Origin of the sequence: Vibrio methylphosphonaticus (assembly GCF_023634655.1) — a bacterium.
Classification (GTDB): Bacteria; Pseudomonadota; Gammaproteobacteria; order Enterobacterales; family Vibrionaceae; genus Vibrio; species Vibrio methylphosphonaticus.
In genome coordinates, this window is sequence record NZ_JAMKMS010000008.1 from 84409 (window position 1) to 102743 (window position 18335).

Annotated in this window: 18 protein-coding genes; 13 read left to right on the forward strand and 5 right to left on the reverse strand. The window is 43.2% G+C overall.

What is annotated here, in order from left to right; translation table 11 throughout:
* Positions 1-288: 288 nt before the first annotated feature.
* Both M9196_RS11250 and M9196_RS11255 read left to right on the forward strand, forming a co-directional pair.
* The gene (locus M9196_RS11250) at positions 289-1341 is read left to right on the forward strand and encodes a permease (RefSeq protein WP_250617643.1); all 1053 of its coding nucleotides are present in this window, start codon (positions 289-291) and stop codon (positions 1339-1341) included.
* A 179-nt stretch (positions 1342-1520) separates the two neighbouring features.
* Positions 1521-2957 carry a glutathione synthetase gene (locus M9196_RS11255; RefSeq protein ID WP_250617644.1) on the forward strand — a complete coding sequence of 479 codons (1437 nt, stop codon included), beginning with the start codon at positions 1521-1523 and terminating at the stop codon, positions 2955-2957.
* Between the two features lie 133 nt (positions 2958-3090).
* Here M9196_RS11255 and M9196_RS11260 read toward each other — a convergent pair whose 3' ends face one another.
* Both M9196_RS11260 and M9196_RS11265 read right to left on the reverse strand, forming a co-directional pair.
* The gene (locus tag M9196_RS11260) at positions 3091-3402 is read right to left on the reverse strand and encodes a DUF3861 domain-containing protein (RefSeq protein WP_250617645.1); all 312 of its coding nucleotides are present in this window, start codon (positions 3400-3402) and stop codon (positions 3091-3093) included.
* Between the two features lie 44 nt (positions 3403-3446).
* Positions 3447-3938, reverse strand: coding sequence for a DUF2798 domain-containing protein (locus M9196_RS11265; protein WP_250617646.1), 492 nt, complete (start codon positions 3936-3938; stop codon positions 3447-3449).
* A gap of 99 nt (positions 3939-4037) precedes the next feature.
* On the opposite strand from M9196_RS11265, the gene M9196_RS11270 reads away from it, so the two are divergent.
* The gene (locus M9196_RS11270) at positions 4038-4466 is read left to right on the forward strand and encodes a MarR family winged helix-turn-helix transcriptional regulator (protein WP_250617647.1); all 429 of its coding nucleotides are present in this window, start codon (positions 4038-4040) and stop codon (positions 4464-4466) included.
* Between the two features lie 92 nt (positions 4467-4558).
* Positions 4559-4945: a hypothetical protein gene (locus M9196_RS11275; protein WP_250617648.1), complete on the forward strand. Its 387-nt coding sequence runs from the start codon at positions 4559-4561 to the stop codon at positions 4943-4945.
* 98 nt (positions 4946-5043) lie between these two features.
* Here M9196_RS11275 and M9196_RS11280 read toward each other — a convergent pair whose 3' ends face one another.
* Both M9196_RS11280 and M9196_RS11285 read right to left on the reverse strand, forming a co-directional pair.
* Positions 5044-6606, reverse strand: a complete 1563-nt coding sequence (locus tag M9196_RS11280; RefSeq protein WP_250617649.1) for a DHA2 family efflux MFS transporter permease subunit — start codon at positions 6604-6606, stop codon at positions 5044-5046.
* A gap of 3 nt (positions 6607-6609) precedes the next feature.
* Complete coding sequence (locus M9196_RS11285) at positions 6610-7674, reverse strand: HlyD family secretion protein (protein WP_250617650.1); 1065 nt, start codon at positions 7672-7674, stop codon at positions 6610-6612.
* A gap of 126 nt (positions 7675-7800) precedes the next feature.
* Between M9196_RS11285 and M9196_RS11290 the strand changes: the two genes are divergently transcribed.
* From M9196_RS11290 to M9196_RS11325, 8 genes are all read left to right on the forward strand, one after another.
* On the forward strand, positions 7801-8700 hold the full coding sequence (locus tag M9196_RS11290) for a LysR family transcriptional regulator (protein ID WP_250617651.1): 900 nt from the start codon (positions 7801-7803) through the stop codon (positions 8698-8700).
* A gap of 163 nt (positions 8701-8863) precedes the next feature.
* The gene (locus M9196_RS11295; protein WP_250617652.1) at positions 8864-9442 is read left to right on the forward strand and encodes a hypothetical protein; all 579 of its coding nucleotides are present in this window, start codon (positions 8864-8866) and stop codon (positions 9440-9442) included.
* A gap of 281 nt (positions 9443-9723) precedes the next feature.
* Positions 9724-10836, forward strand: coding sequence for an NADH:flavin oxidoreductase (locus tag M9196_RS11300; RefSeq protein WP_250617653.1), 1113 nt, complete (start codon positions 9724-9726; stop codon positions 10834-10836).
* Positions 10837-11312: 476 nt separating this feature from the next.
* On the forward strand, positions 11313-11867 hold the full coding sequence (gene ectA, locus M9196_RS11305; RefSeq protein ID WP_250617654.1) for a diaminobutyrate acetyltransferase: 555 nt from the start codon (positions 11313-11315) through the stop codon (positions 11865-11867).
* A gap of 10 nt (positions 11868-11877) precedes the next feature.
* Positions 11878-13143 (forward strand): diaminobutyrate--2-oxoglutarate transaminase, encoded by a 1266-nt coding sequence (gene ectB, locus M9196_RS11310; protein WP_250617655.1) that lies wholly within the window; start codon positions 11878-11880, stop codon positions 13141-13143.
* A gap of 14 nt (positions 13144-13157) precedes the next feature.
* A complete protein-coding gene (locus tag M9196_RS11315) occupies positions 13158-13544 on the forward strand; it encodes an ectoine synthase (RefSeq protein ID WP_250617656.1) in 387 nt (128 codons plus the stop codon).
* A gap of 95 nt (positions 13545-13639) precedes the next feature.
* Positions 13640-15070, forward strand: coding sequence for an aspartate kinase (locus M9196_RS11320; RefSeq protein WP_250617657.1), 1431 nt, complete (start codon positions 13640-13642; stop codon positions 15068-15070).
* A 394-nt stretch (positions 15071-15464) separates the two neighbouring features.
* The gene (locus M9196_RS11325; RefSeq protein WP_250617658.1) at positions 15465-15959 is read left to right on the forward strand and encodes a YcxB family protein; all 495 of its coding nucleotides are present in this window, start codon (positions 15465-15467) and stop codon (positions 15957-15959) included.
* Positions 15960-16050: 91 nt separating this feature from the next.
* On the opposite strand, the gene M9196_RS11330 is transcribed toward M9196_RS11325, so the two are convergent.
* Positions 16051-16419 (reverse strand): SpoIIAA family protein, encoded by a 369-nt coding sequence (locus M9196_RS11330; protein WP_250617659.1) that lies wholly within the window; start codon positions 16417-16419, stop codon positions 16051-16053.
* Between the two features lie 415 nt (positions 16420-16834).
* On the opposite strand from M9196_RS11330, the gene M9196_RS11335 reads away from it, so the two are divergent.
* The gene (locus tag M9196_RS11335; RefSeq protein WP_250617660.1) at positions 16835-18274 is read left to right on the forward strand and encodes a 6-phospho-beta-glucosidase; all 1440 of its coding nucleotides are present in this window, start codon (positions 16835-16837) and stop codon (positions 18272-18274) included.
* Positions 18275-18335: the final 61 nt, after the last annotated feature.

The window sequence follows — 18335 nt, forward strand, 5'->3', positions numbered from 1 at the left end:
TAAAGCAACGACTAATAAAAAACGCCGCGTTAGCGGCGTTTTTTATTGCAGTGTATGGGTTTAATGGCATACCTCGCACTATGCTCTCGTGTTTCATTCCCTTTTGTTATCGAATATCTCAACAATACCGTTCAACCGTTCAACCGTTCAACCGTTCAACCGTTCAACCTCTACATCGCTTACGCTTAACCGTAGTGGTGATATTTCGACATTTTGCGAAATATCTGTTGACATGCTACCTCTCAGGTCTATAATTCCAGAAAAATCGAAATGAAGGGTTAAAAAATTATGAGTCCTACATTTATAGACATGGGAAAAGAAGCATTAGGCATGTTTGCTTTTCTTGCGACAGAATTAGTTATCTTGTTTCTCGTTATCAGCTACGTCGTTGGTATTATTCAAGATTTCATGACGCCTGAGAAAGTTCAGTCGATATTAAGCTCCAAGAAGGGCAAAGGTTACATCATCGCGGCGTTCCTAGGTTCTATTACGCCATTTTGTTCGTGTTCAACGATTCCTTTTCTAAAAGGACTGTTAAGAGCGCGAGCAGGTTTTGGTCCAATGATGGTGTTCTTGTTTGCGAGTCCGCTTCTGAACCCGATTATTATTGGCTTGTTTGTTGTGACATTTGGTTGGAAAGTCGCGCTGTTTTACTTTGCGATTGCTATGAGTGTCTCTGTCACGGCGGGGTACATTTTAGAGAAGCTTGGTTTTGAGAAGTATGTTAAACCTGAAGCGTACGAGTCTTCTGTTAAAGCTGCATCATGTTGTTCTTCTGAGCCGAAGAAGGAAGAGAGCACGTCATGTTGTACATCAGAGCCTGTTGAAGCACCATCATCTTGCTGTGGTACTGAAGCTCAAACAAGCGCGATCGAAGAGTCTTCTTGTTGCGGTACAGAGAAAGCCAAAGACACAACAGTTAAAGCGCCAAGTCGCTGGGCGCGTATTTGGGCCACGACATGGGCTGATTTTGTTCAAGTTCTCCCATACTTATTAATTGGTGTGGCTATCGGTTCGTTTATTTATGGGTTTATTCCAACTGACCTTATCGCCGAATACGCAGGTGACAATGTATGGTATGCCATCCCGATCGCTGCGGTAATTGGTATTCCATTGTATATTCGAGCGGAAGCGGTTATCCCGTTAAGTATGGCGCTGGTTCAGAAAGGTATGGCACTTGGTTCTGTAATGGCGCTAATTATTGGTAGCGCGGGGGCAAGTCTTACTGAAGTTATCTTGCTTAAAGCTATTTTCCGTAACCAAATGATAGCTGCATTCTTAGTCGTTATCCTATCGATGGCGATTGGTGCAGGGTTCTTATACAGCTTCATCTTTGGTTAAGGTGACACGACCACCGCTCAGAAGATTTCTTCTGAGCGGTGTATTCATTACTAAAAGAAACACGACATAATTGCCTTCATACTGCATCTTCGTAGGTGGGGCACTTACCCAATGATTATGCTTTGTTTAAGGCAGGTCGTTGCAGTAGCTGTGAATTTCAATTACTTGAGAGGTGCCTAATGAGCATAACCATCCCTAAATTTGTGGTGAGAGAAACGGTTGAAAGAGCAATGTTTGAGCAACTAATGTTTAAGCAGTCGAAAAATACAGCTCGTCATGTGCCCTTTACCATGACTCCGGTTCCGATCAAGCGCGAACTCTTTACTCACTTAACATCGACAGTGGGATTGTTTGGTAAGTTATTGAGTTCAATATCAGAAGATTATGATTTCATCAAACAATCCATTGAACCTGTTGCCCAAAGTGACCCGTTTTTTCGAGCGTTGTTGAATATGTATGAAGACATTCATGCACCGAGTGCGGAGGTGTTACGCACACCGCTTTTAATACTTCGGACCGACTTTATGGATGATGAGGTCAATGGTCCTCAAATTATTGAATTTAATGGTATTGCGGCAGGAATGGGGCCATTTGGTCAAAAAGTGCATCAATTGCATGATTTTGTTCGTGAACAGTATTCGCAACTTGATGATATACGTAACGCCTTTTCTCATGGACAGTTGCTTGAAAATAATGCCATTAAGAACTTAGCTTCAGGCATTTCACAGGTTGCTCATGAATTATGCTTTGAAAGTGGTGAATCTCGTACACCTGTGTTTCTAACTGTTATCCAAGAAGATGAAGACAATATATTTGATCAGTTCTTGCTTGAGTCAGAATTAAGACGAATGGGCGTAAAAACGGTGAGGAGAACGTTTAGAGAGCTTCATGACCAACTGTCAACTGGCGAAGACCATCGGTTGCATTTACAGGGTATTGGTCACATTGATGTCGTATATTTTAGAGCGGGTTATCAGTGCTCAGACTACGTTGCTCATGATCTTGATGAGCAATCTTGCTGTGAATCATTGATGAAAACACGAGTTTTTATCGAAAAACATAAAGTCGCGGTAAGCGCCACTGTTAGTCAGCACTTGGCTGCGAGTAAGCGTGTGCAAATGCTATTGACTCAAATGGGGGAATCAGAATTGGCTCGATTTAGTCTATCGCCCGAAGAGTCCAAACAGCTTTTGTCGGTTGTGGGTGAAATGCGCCCTGTAGATAAAGACTCTGTGAATGTAATAGCATCAGGATCAACGGAAAAATGGGTGCTGAAAAACCAAGGGGAAGGTGGTGGTCACTGTTTATTTGGCGGTGATATAGAGGCTAAATTGAAGCAACTCACGGAAGAGGATTACTCAGCTTGGGCACTGATGGAGCGTTTATACCCTAAAAGCCGTGCAAATCCGGTGGCTACTATAAAAGATGGTGAATGCGTGACGGTCCCACATATGATTAGTGAAATTGGTATGTTTACTATTCATAGACGAGGTGAGCCGTTGTCATCAAATAATGGGTACGCAGGGTATTTGGTTAGAAGTAAACCTAGTGATGCGCTTGAGGGAGGCGTGCACAGTGGATTAGGCGTTCTCGATTCTCTAATTGCTATCGATTGACCCAAAGTGAATTCATAAATCATCAGTGCAAACGATCATGTATCTTCTTTATTGGATGACGGCCGAGGTTTTAATTGCGAACAGAATAAAACGGGGGGCACTCCAGCCCCTCTGTTTCATTGGTGATAGGTTATTACTGTGTCATTGTTTCTTTTACCGTACTTTTTAGGTTTTGCATGAAGTTTTTGAAGTGCGGCATAAAATCAGCGAACAACGGGTGTTTGCGGTTAAGCATCATCACTGGACCAAGTAAGCGTAATGCAACACCAACCTTGGTCGCCGTATTTGGCTCTAAGCCACTGCCTTGTTTTAGTTTATCGATCACCATGAACAAATCTTCGCGATCTTGGTACTCAAACTGAAGGGTTTGTGGTGCCTTCGGATCGCTACCTATTTCTTCAATAGTGATACGGTATTGTTTGTCTTTTCTAATGGTAGAAGTCATCTCGGTTATCCTCTCGTTATATCGTTTAATTATGTGTTTCGGCGTTAATTTTTTAAGAATTTGTCTATCTTAGGTTTAATCGTCATTGAAATAGTGAGCATTAACACTAGCGCCACGGGCAGTGCGCCAAGCAGTCCGTCTAACCATGCAGAGAAGAACTCGGTACGGTTGTCTAAACCAATGTTGTTCAGCGCAGTAGTAAACGCCATGCCTGATTCCATAACACAGGCCATGATGATCCCCACGAGTGCGTCGCGAGCTTTTATCGTCATATTTGGCAGCAGTTTTTCCGCACCTTTTGTCATTAACACCATCATGGTTAAGCCCAGCGGTATTATGGTGACCGCGGCGGTAAGAAATGAGCTCACCCAGTCAGCAAAGAACGTTTCGGTATAGCCTAAATTGAGATAAGTCATCACACCCGTCAGCGTTCCGCCCATTAGGGTTATCATGCTAAGTACAACGAGTATCTTTTGAACCATGGGTGTTTTTTTCTCTTCAATGCCTGACTGAAGCATCACGGTCTGTGTATTCATTTTGTTCTCCAATCTTGAAATTACATTCAATTAAGTTGATAATGTCAACTATAGTCTTTTGGTTGATAGTGTCAACTATATTATTTAAGGAATGATCGTATGTCGGATAGAAAATCGCTAGATAGCGTGTTCAAGTTGGTTCACAGTCTAAAGCGAAATGTACAGGAACAAATCGAAGCACTGGACTTGGATATTGCCCCAATGCATGTACGTGTACTTAAGATTGTGACTAACAAACCACGTTGTACCGCCATTGATATTGCGCACTTTTTAGATAGAGATAAGGCGCAAGTGACACGTCTACTAAGCAGTTTGATTAAGCAAGAATTGATCATGAAAGAGCCTAATCCAGAGGATAAACGTAGCCAGTGTTTACGTGTTACTGACGGGGGACAGGCGATCATGTCGAAAATTTCTGGTGTGGATGAGGCGATGTTCGAAAAAATGAAAGATGGTATATCTAAAGATGAATTGAAAGTGTTCCAGCACGTCGCAAGAAAGATGGTCAAAAATCTGAATGCAGAATAAACCGAATGACGTGATTCAATGTTTAATGAGATAGTATTTTTCTAGAAAACGCGCATAATCTCGCAATACAACACTTAAAGAAGAAATTACCTATGACTGATTTTGAATATTACTTTCATCAACTGCCTTGTTTTAACTGTAAAAAAACTATTGTTAGTACTGATCTTGGTTGGTTAACGGCTGCGATGAAAGACGATGTTATCGCGCAAATTGCATCGATTATTGCGCAAGATAGCGTTGACCCCGATCTTTCGGTAAATGTGACGTGTACTAAAGACGAAGCTCGTGAATACTTATTATTGAATTTTTTCGGTTACTCAGCAGAAGAACTGGTAAGCCAAATTGAAGCGGATGACGAGAAAGAAGTCGCAGATGAAATCGCAGAGCTATTAGAAGAAGGTAGTGATGTCGTTGTCTTTGAGCATGAGGTTGCGCTGCAAAGTTGCACTGATTGCGATACGGATGAAACATCAAACTAAGCGTCCTCGCTCAGTTTGCATCGCTTCTTTATCAATAATTCGATGTTAGGGCGTTAGCGAGGTAGAGTTCGCTAACGCCTTGTTCGTTTTTGGTGGCGTTAATCTTTCATATTCAAAATAAGTACTGCAGCAAAGGCAAGAAATGCCGTCATCATTAAGAATACATCGTTATAGGCCATGATTGCCGCATCGCGCTGCATCGTCGCCAATAGAGTCGCTTGAGCTTGGTGCATTGCAGTGGCTGCGTCACTGCCAGATTGCATAAAAAAGGCTTGCTGCTGGTGCAGGGTTTGCCAACCCAGTTGGCTTACGCTTGGCAAAGATTCTTTGATGTGCCCCAAGTGCTCACGGGTTTTGTTATCTAACAAGGTCGCTATAATGGCGATACTAAATGCCCCGCCAAGGTTTCGCATTACATTGGTTAACGTGGAGGCATCCGGTGTATCCAGCTTACTGATATTTTTCATAGCGACTAAAGACAACGGCACCATAATAAATGGGCTGCCAATGGCGCGAAGTAGCATGGAGACAATCAGTTGTTGCCCGCCAAAATCCACAGTCATGTGCGTGTTGACGTAACAGCTAAATCCGAACATAGCAAAGCCAAACGTCACCAAGTATTTCGGTTTAATGACCTGCGTGAGCTTGGGTACCAGCGGAAAGATAAGTAATTGTGGAAAGCCCATCCACATGAGGACTTCTCCTATCTCCATCGCGTTATATTGCTGAATCTGCGTTAAATACATTGGTAATACATAGATCGAACCAAGCAGCGCCATTCCTAAAATTAAATAGGCTAAACAAGACATGGCAAACTGACTGTCTTTAAGTAGCCTCAAGTTGACCAATGGCTTTTTATGTTGCAGTTCATTAATCACAAAGTAGACCAAGCTGACGGTGGAAATAATACTTAAACCAATAATGAATCCGGAGCTAAACCATTCTTCTCGGTTGCCTTCTTCTAGGACCACTTCTAAACAGCCTAAGCCTAGAGCCATCGTCACAATCCCGAACCAGTCGGCTTTTTTAAGCGAACCGAGGTCGAGTTTTTCATCATCGAGCCCGTAACGAATCATTGATATGACGAGTAGCGCTGGTGGAATATTGATGTAAAAGATGTAGTGCCATGACAGATTTTCCGTTAGCCACCCCCCAAAAGTGGGGCCAATGGAAGGGGCGAAGGTGGCCGTTACGCCAAATAGCGCCATGCCTACAGCTCGTTTGTTGAGTGGCAGTAACTGAATGACGAGTGAGAAAGCCAGCGGGATTAACGCGCCGCCACTGAAGCCCTGCATGGCTCGAAATACAATCATTGAGGTCATATTCCATGAAAATGAGCACAGCAATGACGACAAGGTAAATATAGTGGTGGTCCACGTTAGGTATCGGCGTTTGCCTAGTGCTTTGGATAGCCAGCCACTTAGCGGGATCGCGATCATTTCAGCGACTAAGTAGGACGTTGAAATCCAAGAGCTTTCGTCCAGAGTCGCGGAGAGTGCCCCCTGAATATCTTTTAGTGATGAATTGGTGATTTGGATATCCAGAATAGCCATAAAAGCGCCAATTAGCCCGCCAAACAGGGCGATCCAATGGCGTGTCGAAACGTCATTATTCTGGCTGTCGCTTGGGTTGCTCGAGGCGATAGTCGCGGTACTGCTCATTGGTTAGCCTCTAGTGTCAATCGTGGCGACAACAGATAATCCGGGTAATAAGCGGTCTTGTAATTGGTGTTGATCGGTGATGATGATTTTCACAGGAACACGTTGCACGATCTTGGTAAAGTTGCCGGTCGCGTTTTCTGGTGGAAGGAGGGCAAATTTAGCACCCGTTGCAGGGGAAAAGCTATCGACCACCCCTTTAAGAGGCTGACCTGGAAACGCATCGAGTTCGACTTCGACACTTTGACCTTTATGGATGCCATTGAGTTGTGTTTCTTTAAAGTTAGCTTCAATCCAAACATTGTTGTTCGGCACTAGGCTCATGAGCGGAGCACCAGATTGAATAAGTAAGCCTTCTCGTACGCTACGCTTGCCAATAATGCCATCGGTTGGTGCGTATACTTTGGTGTAATCAAGATTGAGTTGTGCTTGCTCTTGCTGTGCTTGCGCTTCGGTTACCGAGGCTTTTGCCTGGGCAATTTCACTCGCGATGACGCTCATTTGGTCATTACTGGCAACCACATTGGCTTTGGCTTCTTCTAAAACGGCAAGGGCGACTTTTTGCTGTGCTAGCATGCTGTCTACTTCATCTTGTGAGGCATAGTTTCGTTGATGAAGGCTACGAGAGCGCGCCGACTGTTGCAATGCTCGGTCGTACTCTGCTTGAGCAGAATCAACGCGGCTTTCTGCTTGAGAGATTTGGCTGCGTTGTAGAGTTTGCTGAGCGATCAGGTTATTCACGCTAGATTGGATGACGGATAAATGTGCGTTGGCTTGATCGAGTGTCGCCTGATAATCACGATCATCGATTTGAACCAGTAGATCGCCTTTTTTCACAAGTTGGTTATCGGTGACGTAGGACTTCACTATGTAACCAGACACCTTAGGGCTAATATTGGTAATGTCACCCTGTAGGTAGGCGTTATCTGTTGATTCAAAGTACTGACCGTAACCAAACCAATAACCACTTCCTAGTAAACCCAGTGATAGCATTACCGCTGTGGCAATCAGCGGTGCTTTATTGCGTTTTTTCGCGGTGGTTACTGGTGAAGTCGGGGTGTTGTTGGTCATAGCGTTACTCATTGTTTCGGACGTTAGGTGTAACAAATTGTAAATGATTGCCATTAATTGATAAGATGGGAAAAAAGAGAAACACTGTTGCAAAATTCTTACTAATTGGTGATATGGAGAAGCTCTATGGATCTAAATACCGTGAGTGTATTTACTCAAGTGGTTGATTGTGGGAGCTTTACTCATGCAGCTGAAGCTTTGAATATGACTAAATCAACAGTAAGTAGAAAACTTGCTGAACTCGAAGAGTATTTAGGTGTGAGGTTGATCACACGGTCAACACGCAGTTTGCTACTGACTCCGGAAGGCGAGCAGTTTTATCAGTCGAGCGTTCAAATGCTTGAGATCATGAATCAAGCAGAGATACAGGTATCAGCGAGCCAAGACTTAGTGCGTGGAAAGTTGAATGTGGTGTTACCCGTTGAATTAGGTCATCAGGTGCTTGCATCTTATATTCACGATTTTTTAAAGACCTACCCTCATGTCACGATGAACTTGGAGCTGACTAACCGTGAAGTAGACGTCATTGGAGAAGGGATTGATCTTTATGCTCAAATTGGTGAGTTGGTTGATTCGAGTTTGGTGTCTCGCTACTTAACCACCTCGTCGCGTGTACTGGTGGCGAGTCCGAGATATTTAGCGCAGTTTGGTCTCGTTGAAACCCATCATGATTTGACGTCACCACATAAAATGATTGAAGTGTTTAACAAAGCGGCACGTTTACCTAAATGGCATTTACAATTGAAAGGGGGCGAATCGGTACAAATTGATCTGCCTTACCAATTGAGAGTCAATACGATCAGTGCTTGTTTGACGGCGTGTATTGATGGTTTAGGAATAGCAGTACTGCCGGAGTTTATTTGCCGTGAGCATCTTCAAGCTGGGCGTCTCATCAGTTTATTACCTGACTATAAAATGCCAGAGGTGTCAGTGAGCCTTGTCTATGCTGAAAGAAAGCTTATGCCTAAGCGTAAAAAGGTATTTATTGATTACTTGCTAACGGCTTTTCAACAACGCGAAGGCTGAGGGAGAATAATTAAGAAAACGCACAGAATCAGTTGTAGTTTCATACGGATAATTGATATTTGTAGTTCTTTTAATAGCTAAATGTACGCTATAATTTGACTTTATATGCGCTAATTTTTATGGGCTTCTCGTAGTAGGTTGCCAATGTTTAAAGGACTAAAAAGTGAATTTTTGCAAACTCAGCTTACCGCTAAGCCTGTTGATAATGAGCGTGCCAGCTAGTGCGTACAACTTTCAGTTTAATGCGGGTGTGGATACCAATAAATCTTTTGCTGCGGGGATTGAGGGTCTGGTTTATGACAATTACTTACTTGGCGCTCAGATTAATTTAAGCACGACCGATAATTATGAAACAGGTACTTTTAACGAAGCGCCAATTAGTAGCGGCACGTACACCAAAAAGCGCTCTAGCCAGCAGGGTACACTTTACGTAGGTTATCAATTTTCTGACACGATGATGGAAGGGTTGTCTTTGAAACTAGGCGTGACGCAGATGGTTTTAGACATGAGCGCTGACGCGTATGGTACGGTGGGTTCTGAGGTAATAAGCACAGAATTGTATCAACTGACTGAACGAAAATATATGCCGTTTTTGGGGCTTGGATACCCAATTAATGAGCGTCTTGTTTTCAACATTCACGCAAGTTTTGCTGGCATAGAAACACTCAATATTGAAGGTGAGCAAGAATCTACAGGCGTTGACGCGACAACGGTTAGCTTCTTACTAGGATTTAGATTCTAGCCGCTACACCTAGTTGCGCTGATTCGCTTTCATTTTCCCTTTTGCTATTTCTACATAGCGTATTTTTGTTCCTTTTCTCGGGCAATAGTTTACGTGATCTTAATCTAGATTAAGTCTCACTAAGACTATTGCCGCTATGATCGCCCATCGAAAATCATCGCCAGCCTTTACCCTCGTGTATGAAAGGATAAAAAGTTCGGCCATCTATGTGAATGGTCACTCTTTTTGTCCTTTTTGTATTAAAAAGGAGGTGGGGCGTATGACCGAATGTGAGAGGAAAAATGAGCACTTTGTTTACAGAAACACGCCTTGGCAACATGACACTTAAAAATCGTTTTATACGTAGCGCAACATGGGAAAATATGGCGACGGAAACTGGCCATATGACCGATAAGCTATATGCCATTTATGAAGAGTTAGCCCAAGGCGAAGTAGGGCTTATTGTTACTGGTTACGCCAACATTGTTGAAGAAGAAAAACCCAATGCTGGAATGATGGGTATCTATAATGACTCTTTTATCGATGAGTACAAAAAGCTCACAGAACGTGTCCATCACTACGGTTCAAAAATTGTGATGCAATTGGCCTATGGTGGCACGAAGACAACTTACAATGTTGGCGAGCGTGTCATTTATTCCCCTAGTGACATCCCAGAGTTAGGGACACAGACTCAAGGCTCGGCGATGACAAAGTCAGATATTGACTATATAGTCCAAGCGTTTGCTAAAGGGGCGTTGCGGGCGAAACAGTCTGGTTTTGATGGGGTTGAGATTCATGCCGCGCACACCTACCTGATTAACCAATTTCTAAGCCCATACTACAACCAGCGAGACGACGAATATGGAGGTAGTTTAGATAATCGCATGCGATTTCTGCTGGAAATTTATCAACAAACAAGGCAGCAGGTTGGCGACGCTTTCCCAATCCTGGTCAAGCTAACCGCATCGGAGTTTTTTGCTGGCGGTTTAACTTTTAATGAAACTCAGGAAGTTTGTAAAGTACTCGAACATGTCGGTGTGGATGCCATTATTATCTCCGGTAATATTCACGGCAAAGCAGACACCATGATTGGACAATCTTATGATGGCTATACCATTCAAGAAGAAGGGTATTTTCATGAATATGGTGATGTCATTAGTCAAGAAGTCAGTGTGCCAGTGATTACGGTAGGTGGCTTAACGGATATCGATGCCATTGAATCGATCGCCGCTAATACCAATATTCAATATTTTGCGCTATCAAGACCGCTTCTTTCTGAGCCTCACCTGATTAAACGTTGGCAAACGGGTGATCGCTCACCGGTTGAATGCGAGCGTTGTTCTAAATGTCGTACAAAGCGTGGTAATTTTTGTGTGGTAAATAAGGATAGAAAAGCTCAACTCGCCGTATTATAGCCGCTATTGCTATTCTCCAAGTTATGATGTGGCTATAAGAAAATGCTTAATTTTACATATTCACGTCATAACTTAACTACTTTCCTCAATGTGACTGCCTTGTGTTGTTTTTTCAACGCGACTCAGACTTGCCGCGAGTCACACACAAAGTCCTCTGATTTCTTAGCGTTATATTCAGCGCGACTCACTTCTTGTTTTTAAATTACGCGTTCAAAAAAATCACCATAAACAGGTGCATTTTTGAACGGTGCGCTTCGTTATTTTTGATGGTTTCACAATAAATATTCAAAAATCCAATTAAAAAAGATTAGAGTTCTAACCACATTTGTGTGGTTTTATGTGTATGTATATATTTTATTTATGCGTTGCCGCTCACAAAACATCGCTTTTAAAGCGTCTATTTTTGATTTGACTCTCTAATTATGAACTAATAAAGGCGAATTTTTACTTAGAGTACAAAGGAAATGTATCTGCGTATGATTACATCAGCACCTTGGGTGATGTATCCCGAAACGAGTGAAAAACCAAGTAAGGAATGGACGTTTTTAGAGCCGACTGGCGATGATGGAAATGATATTTTTGGTCTTATTGCAGCCTGCCCTCCCCTCGACGTGAACTCGTCATATTGCAACTTTTTGCAATCTACACACTTTAGTCGAACTTGTGTTATCGCCCGCTACGGTGATGACATTGCGGGGTTCATTTCTGCTTATCGAAAGCCCGACGATCCCGATACGTTATTTGTTTGGCAAGTCGCGGTTTCGCCGAATTATCGAGGCGAAGGGCTTGCTTTTAGCATGCTTAGCCACTTACTCAACAGAGACATACTTTGCTCTGTCGTGGCCGTAGAAACGACGATCACCAAAGATAATGGCGCGTCATGGGCATTGTTTAAAAAACTTGATTCGCAACAAGGGACACAAGGTGAAGTCAGTACATTTCTAGACGAACAAATTCATTTTAAGGGGGAGCACGACACAGAATTTTTGTATCGAATCCCTCTGAAAAACACTCAAAAAATAGGAAATTAAGCGGTCTATCATGGATATTTTTAACAAGCAAGAATCGAAAGTACGATCTTACTCAAACAGTTTTCCAGTTATGTTCACCAAGGCAAAAGGGTGCTGGCTAGAAACTGATAAAGGGGAGCGTTATTTAGACTTTCTTGCTGGTGCAGGATCACTGAACTATGGCCATAACAACCCGGTATTTAAACAGGCGTTACTAGAATATATCGAGAAAGATGGCATTACGCATGGCCTCGATATGCACTCCGACGCAAAAGCTGAATTTTTAACCGCTCTTCAGCGTTATATTTTGGCGCCTAGATCGCTGGATTATAAGGTCCAATTTACTGGTCCAACGGGAACTAACGCGGTAGAAGCCGCTCTGAAGTTGGCTCGTAAGGTGACAGGGCGCAGCTCAATCGTCGCATTTACAAATGGCTTTCACGGTTGTACCGCAGGTGCTTTGGCTGCGACGGGGAATCAGCATCACCGTCAGGGAGCCGGGATGAGCTTAAACAACGTTACGCGTATTCCCTTTGAAGGTTATGCTGACATAGACGGCCTTAAACTCTTTGAAACCATGTTAAGTGATAACTCTGCGGGTATGGATAAACCTGCGGCGGTGCTGATGGAAACGGTGCAAGGTGAGGGCGGTTTGAATGTCGCATCGACTACTTGGCTACAGCGGTTAAATAAAATCTGTAAGCAGCACGATATTTTGTTGATTATCGACGACATCCAAGCGGGTTGCGGTCGAACAGGAACCTTCTTTAGTTTTGAACCAGCAGGAATCAAACCTGATATGGTGACGCTATCAAAATCTATCGGCGGTTATGGATTGCCAATGGCGGTGGTGCTACTCAGCCCTGAGTTAGACATTTGGAAGCCGGGTGAGCATAACGGAACATTTCGCGGCAACAACCATGCCTTTGTGACCGCGACAAAAGCGCTCGAGACCTACTGGTCCAATAATCAACTTGAAACTCATATTGCCCGCTGTTCTGCAGATGTATCAGACGTTATTCAACGTAATCTGCAGCGTCACCCGCAACTTTTTGTTCAGCAAAAAGGGCGTGGCATGATGATTGGTATCGAGTGCCATAACGGTGAGCTTGCGGGTGATATCGCCAAAGCTTGTTTTGATAACGGTATGGTCATTGAAACCGCGGGTCCCAATGATGAAGTAGTAAAATTCTTTTGTCCTCTGACAATCACGCGAGAAGAATTGAATCAAGGTTTGTCTATTTTTGAAAGTGCGGTTGAATCAGTTGTCGCGAAACGCTTTAAAAAAGCATCTTAATCAAGGAAGTAAAGATGATTGTAAGAACATTAGATGAGTGTCGCGATAGCGAGCGTAGAGTGACATCGGAAACCTGGGAAAGTGTCCGCATGTTGCTCAAAGATGACAAGATGGGCTTCTCGTTCCATATTACTACGATCTACGAGAATACCGAGACGCACATTCATTATCAAAACCACCTAGAGTCGGTCTATTGCATGAGTGGCGAAGGCGAGATTGAAGTCGTAGATGGCGAAACATACCCAATTAAACCTGGCACACTTTACATTCTAGACAAAAATGATGAGCACTACTTAAGAGCTTATAAAGACAAAGAAATGGTGATGGCGTGTGTGTTTAACCCGCCAATTACTGGGAAAGAAGTGCATGACGAAAATGGTGTCTATCCCCTAGTCGATTAAGACAATAGGTCAGACTCACCCTGTTATAACGAGTGAGGTTAACCCCTCACTCGCTTTCGTTTGTAACCTAACCATCACTTTATTAAGGCTCCCTTATGATTTATACCGTAGAGAAAATCGGCGGTACTTCCATGACAGCATTTGATGCTGTGCTCGAAAATATCTTTTTGTATCCTGCCCCAGAACACCGTTATAACCGAGTATTTGTTGTGTCCGCTTATGGTGGAATGACAGATGCGCTACTTGAATGTAAAAAAACCAGTAAACCGGGCGTTTATCAATTAGTCGCGAAGAGAGATGAGAAGTGGCAAGATGCTCTTCATTATGTAGAGCAGCGAATGTTGCTGACCAATGAACATATGTTTGCTGATCCCATGAGCCGCATGCGCGCGGATAAATTTATTCGCTCCCGTCTCTCAGAGGCAAAAAACTGCATCTCAAACATTCTAGAAACCTGCCAGTACGGGCAATTCTCATTACGCCATTATCTGCCGCAAGTCCGCGAATTTTTAGCGTCGATAGGAGAAGTTCACAGCGCATATAATACAGCGCTAAAATTAAAAAATTTGGGAATTAATGCCAAATACGTCGACTTGTCTGGTTGGGATTCAGAAACCCCTCAGAAACTAGATGATCATATTCGTGAGGTATTTAGCGATATCGATGTTAGCAAAGAACTGCCTATTGTGACTGGCTATGCGTCGTGTAGTGAAGGGCTTATGTCTACTTACGATCGTGGTTATAGCGAAATGACATTCAGCCGAATTGCATCGATCACCAATGCTGATCTTGCCATTATTCATAAAGAATACCATTTAAGCTCGGCTGACCCCCGTATGGTGGGTTCAGAGAAGGTATTGCCGATTGGTCACACTAATTACGATGTGGCCGATCAACTCGCTAGCCTTGGGATGGAAGCGATTCATCCTAATGCAGCAGCGGGATTACGAGAGAGCAACATTGAACTGCAGATTAAAAATACCTTCGAGCCTGAACATTCGGGCACATTAATTAGTGGTGGTCACCGCCCAACGGCGAATAAAGTGGAAATTATTGCCGGTAAAGAGGAAGTGTTTGCACTGCATTTATTCGATCAAACCATGGTTGGGCAGATTGATAATGTCAGTTATGAGCTTATGCAGATCATTGCTGATGCGCACGTAAACTTAGTTGGTAAGGAAATGAACGCTAACTCAATGACTTACTATCTTGGTGGCAGTGAGGAAAGCGTAAATAAAGTGTTGTATAAGGCAGAAAAGCGTTACCCAAGCGCAGAAATAAAAGGGCGGATGGTGGCGTTAATATCCGTTATTGGATCGCAGATTGATACCAATAAATCCTTGGCTCAAGGCGTATTGGCGTTAATGAACAACGGTATTACCCCCGTGGCTCTGCACGCTTCAATGCGAAACGTAAACGTACAGTTTGTGGTGGGAAACAAAGAATATCGCGCCGCAATTTGCGCGTTGCATGATGAGTTTTTTGACACCGTTGACGAATGTTCTAATGCAGTGAAAGTGGCATAACTCGTCTTTATTTTGTTGTAGCGGCTTGTGTTGACGGAAGTCAAACAGCGTCATAGCAAGTAATAAAAAATGACACGAAATGGCAGTGTACCCATCGGTACGCTGCCATTTCCATACAGAGAATGAAGGTGTTTTTCTAGTCTAACCACAGGGTTTAGAACCGTGTGTCTGAGTCGCCAGCTATTTTAGTTTTGAGGCCCTTCTCTCCTCAACAAGTTGTCAGCTTTGAATCGCGTCGAAAGTGTCTATCGAATGCACCGATCCTACCGGTATTATTGATTTACAAAAGAGCAGCAAAATAGCTAAAGATAAGTATCGAGAAGCGATATACTACTTCGGTTGCGAGATCGCAGCATGGGATACACACTCACAAAAAACCGTTAAGTAGCCTCATATGTCTAAAGATTTGAGTTTCACCACAGAGTACACCCTCGATAAACCCTTTTTTGCAGAGTGTTATGATCAAACGAGTCTACCGACTAAATTTCCCCAAGCTTATTTAAAAGGCGTACTTTTTCTTCTTTTTGGCGTGGTTTTAGTTAAATTTGAGCTATTGCCTAGTAGTTACATTGGTTGGTTCTTCATTGTTTTGAGTGTCGTTGAGGCGCTCAGTGTTTACTTTAAGAGAACTTGGTGGCTATGGCGACAAACATTCAGTAGGAGCTCTGGTAGCAAAGTCGTATTACAGATTAACTCTAACGGTGTGACGTATAAAAATGCTAACAACACCCGCAATATTGCTTGGAATGACATCGACCAGCTTACACAAAGCGATTTAGGGTTTATTTTTCATATGGGTAAGCAGCGTCAATACGTTAGTAAATCTTGCTTAAATGATGAAGCGATCGCGTTCATTGTAGAGCAGCACGCAGTATCAAAAATGAGCTAATGTGTATGCACACGTGTCCGAAGCTATCTGAGTTTGCCCTATAATGTGAGGCTCGCATCAGGCCATTGTCGCTAAGTGTGTGAGAGCAAACTTAGCGACTTGAAAGTATCCAAGACTTGGCTAAATCGAGTTCGTTATATTTGAACGTTTTTATCTGCGCAGAAATGAAATGCTTTGCGATACCTTCCCCTATTGAACCAAGTACCGAGTTAGTCACGAACGCGATATTCTTGACTTCCTGATGATGGTTTTTAACAAAACTAAAGTGAGATTTCAGGTCACGAAATGACTCCCAACCTGGAAATGTTTCGACCGAAATTATTAAACCATTTAGCTTACCGTTACGCTCAATGTAAGGATCGATAGTCGCCGAAGCTGCTTTAAAATCGGTGGTCGATAACTTGTCATCAGGTGACAGAATCGCAATTCCATTTGTCTCATCAATTTCAACATGCATCATAACACTTACTCTTGTTTGTCGGTCGTGTCGCTGTGTTTAGCGTATCGGTAAATCATAGCAGTGACTGAGTCAATCGTGCCAATAACTCATGGCTATATTGCTGGGCACTAAATAAAACGGCTGTTCTGACAGACCAAGACACTCGCCCTTTTATCAATGACTCTGACACGTTTTCGTGCAATGGCATGTCACTACGGACACAGCGCTGATTCGCCGCTTGTCAGAATCCCAAAAGACCGTGCATAGGCGCATTCACATTATCGACATTCCAATGTGACCTAGTTCTCACTTTATTGTTTTTAGTATTGTTGAAACCGGTTTCAGAAATAATGTTGACGTTAAAGAGAGTGCGTTTATTTCGCTCCGACACAGAAGTGACGCTCGGATTAATTCAACCAATTTGGTGAGTCAAAGTATGAAAACAACTTTTCCTAGTGATTTTTTATGGGGTGGTGCGGTGGCAGCACATCAGCTAGAAGGCGGCTGGAACGCTAACGGTAAAGGCGTGAGTGTGGTGGATGTCTTGACCGCTGGAGAGCATGGTGTTCAACGTCGTATCACTAACGGTGTACTAGAAGGCGAACACTACCCGAATCAAGATGCTGTGGACTTTTATCATCGCTACAAAGACGATATCAAGTTGTTTGCTGAGATGGGGTTTAAATGCTTTCGAACCAGCATTGCTTGGACTCGCATCTTCCCTAAAGGGGATGAGCTAGAGCCGTGCGAAGCAGGATTGGCGTATTATGATGACATGTTTGATGAGTTGATTAAGCATGGCATAGAACCTGTTATCACTCTGAGTCATTTTGAAATGCCTTATCATCTAGCTAAAGAATATGGTGGTTGGATGAATCGTAAAATGATCGACTTCTTTGTCCGTTATTCTACTGTGGTCATGGAGCGCTATAAGCATAAAGTGAAGTATTGGATGACGTTTAACGAGATCAATAATCAAGTTAACGTTTCTGCCGATATTTTTGGTTGGATGTGCTCAGGGGTGAAGTTTTCGGAATTTGAGCGCCCGGAAGAGGCAATGTATCAAGCCGTTCATCATCAGTTTGTGGCGAGTGCGTTGGTGGTAAGTAAAGGACATGACATTAACCCTGAGATGAAGATTGGAGCCATGTGCGCCATGGTGCCGTTTTATCCGCGATCTTCAAAACCCGCCGATGTGATGCTCGCGCAGCAAGCGATGCGTGATCGGTATTTATTCTCCGATGTGATGGTGCGAGGTCACTACCCTGCCTATGCAAAGCGTGATTGGGCAATCAAAGGATATACTATAGATATGGACCCTGAAGATGAAACCATTCTGAAACAGGGCAAAGCTGACTATCTTGGATTCAGTTACTACATGTCGAATACACTAGATTCTACGTCGCAGCAATCGACAGAAGAGAGTATGGATGGCGGTCATGAAAACTCGGTTGAGAATCCATTTATCGAATCCAGTGATTGGGGTTGGTCAATTGATCCGACTGGCTTGCGCTATTGCCTTGCCTCACTCTATGAACGTTATGAGGTGCCGCTATTTATCGTAGAAAATGGCTTTGGTATGGTGGATCACGTGCAGGATAATGGCAGTATTGACGATGACAGCCGCATCGCCTATTTGAGTGAACATATCGCCGAAATGAAAAAAGCCGTTTGTATTGATGGCGTGGATCTAATGGGCTATACCCCATGGGGATGCATTGATTTGGTATCGTTTACCACGGGTGAAATGAAAAAACGGTATGGCTTTATCTATGTCGATAAGCATAACGATGGGTCGGGTAGTCTTGCCCGTGCTAAGAAAAAGTCATTTAGCTGGTATCAAGGGGTGATCGCTTCTAATGGTGAAGCACTGTAGGCTAACTTGAACTCTCAAAGTTAATTTTAACGCATATAAGTAAACTTAACGCATATCGTTA